Below are 2,059 nucleotides of genomic sequence, written 5' to 3'. Positions count from 1 at the left end.
ACGTACTTTAACTGAATCAACCTATGAAATTCAGCCTCAGCAAAGTCATTATGAATCTCTCGAAGTAGATGAGTTCTGGAATTTTGTTGGAAATAAAAAGAATAAACAATGGCTTATTTACGCCTATCATCGAGAAACAGGTGAAATTGTTGCTTATGTTTGGGGTAAACGAGATTTAGCTACAGTCTAACAATTGAAGACAAAGCTTAAACAATTAGATATTCACTACACCCGAATTGCAAGTGATCATTGGGACAGTTTCATCACTGCTTTTAAAAATGGTAAGCAAAGTATTGGTAAATTTTTTACTGTAGGTATTGAAGGCAATAATTGCAAAATAAGGCATAGAATTAGGCGTAGCTTCAGAAGAAGCTGTAATTTTTCAAAAAAGCTTGAAAACCATTTTAAAGCTTTTGATTTAGCCTTCTTTTCTTTTACATCAATAATGGCTTCATTTAAAGGCAGCATACTTTTTGAAGCACCACCAAAATTTTATGTTAAGTAGAGACTAAAAATGCCCTTGATTAAGGGCTTACAAGGGCATTTTGTATAAGGTGTATTATGTTAATTTTAGAATTTCTTCATTAGATAATTTTTGATAAGCTAAATCCATTAGGACTAATTAAGTAAATATGAGCAATTGGGTCAATGTCACACAGGATAAGTCTACAGGTATAGAACTAATTCATGCCCACTTCAAAGGCTTTGCATACGATCCTCATCTACACTCAAGTTATCTTATAGGGGTAACAGAGTTAGGACATCAACAATTCAATTGTAGAAAAAAAATTATTGATAGCTATCAAGGTCAAACTTTCATGCTTGAACCTGAAGAAGTTCATGATGGTAATGCACCAGATCCTCTCGGCTTCACTTATAAAATGATGCATTTAGATCCAGCATGGTTAAAAAAAAGCTATGAAGGAATATTTAATGAGCCTATCGAACTTGCTATCGAATCAACCCTACGTTCTGATCCTCAACTTTCACATTTGATACTTTCAACCTACAATATATTGAATAACAATGAATCTCAATTGATGAAAGATACGTATTTAGATCTTTTATTAGAAAACTTAGTAAATAAAAAAATTTTATATAAACGTGAAAAGTCTATCCAGACATTACCTAATATTGCATTAAAGCTAAAAGAAATTTTACATGAAAGTCTCTTTCATGATTTAGACTTACAAACACTCTCAACATTGGTGAAAACAGATCGTTTTTATATTAACCGTGTATTTAAAAAAAACTTTAACTGTTCTCCACATCAATATCTGATCCAACTCCGTTTAAATAAGGCAAAAGAATTGTTAAGAAAAGGATTATCAGCAACAACTGTTGCTTCATATCTTTGTTTTTCTGATCAAAGTCATCTAGGTCGATGGTTTAAACGTTGTTATGGCATAACATTGAATCAATATCAAAAAGCGTGCACAAATGTTCTAGATATATCTTGAAGATCTCTGTACACGACAAAAATAGATAACTCATTGAAATAATGTCACAATAATTGTTTTCTAACGACGAATACTATGACACATCTCAATGAGTTATATCTTATCTTAAACAAATCTCTAAAATGGAACAAGTCACATTTAAAGTGCTTTGCGCTCATCATGCTTGTGATTATTTTAAAGCAAACATGTAATCTTTCTTCTGCATCTAAAGCCTTGCCCATCAAGTGTTTACCACAATCATTTTATCGACGTATGCAGCGCTTCTTTGCAGGTCAGTATTTTGATTATCGTCAAATTTCTCAGTTGATTTTCAATATGTTTTCATTCGACCAAGTGCAACTGACTTTAGATAGAACCAATTGGAAATGGGGAAAACGAAATATTAATATCCTGATGCTCGCAATCGTTTATCGTGGAATAGCGATACCTATCCTTTGGACATTGCTTAATAAACGTGGAAATTCAGATACGAAAGAGCGTATTGCTTTGATTCAACGCTTTATAGCCATTTTTGGTAAAGACCGTATTGTGAATGTGTTCGCAGACAGAGAGTTTATCGGTGAGCAGTGGTTTACATGGTTAATTGAACAAGACATCAA

1 protein-coding gene and 2 pseudogenes are annotated in these 2,059 nt (G+C 32.7%); all 3 read left to right on the top strand.

Annotated features, from left to right (window positions below):
- Positions 1-459 (top strand): annotated as a pseudogene (locus HYG93_RS19090) (IS1 family transposase); the annotation flags it as partial.
- A 173-nt stretch (positions 460-632) separates the two neighbouring features.
- Positions 633-1,460: an AraC family transcriptional regulator gene (locus HYG93_RS19085; protein ID WP_000073658.1), complete on the top strand. Its 828-nt coding sequence runs from the start codon at positions 633-635 to the stop codon at positions 1,458-1,460.
- A gap of 75 nt (positions 1,461-1,535) precedes the next feature.
- Positions 1,536-2,059 (top strand): annotated as a pseudogene (locus tag HYG93_RS19080) (IS4-like element ISAba1 family transposase); the annotation flags it as partial.

Origin of the sequence: Acinetobacter sp. SwsAc6, assembly GCF_013391565.1 — a bacterium.
Lineage (GTDB): Bacteria > Pseudomonadota > Gammaproteobacteria > Pseudomonadales > Moraxellaceae > Acinetobacter > Acinetobacter cumulans.
The sequence above is the reverse complement of the archived record's forward strand: the minus strand, read 5'-3'. Positions and strand labels throughout refer to the sequence as shown.

What these genes read in the sequence shown, in the direction of transcription:
- HYG93_RS19085 (WP_000073658.1), top strand. Translation starts at nt 633, where the DNA reads ATGAGCAATTGGGTCAATGTCACACAGGATAAGTCTACAGGTATAGAA.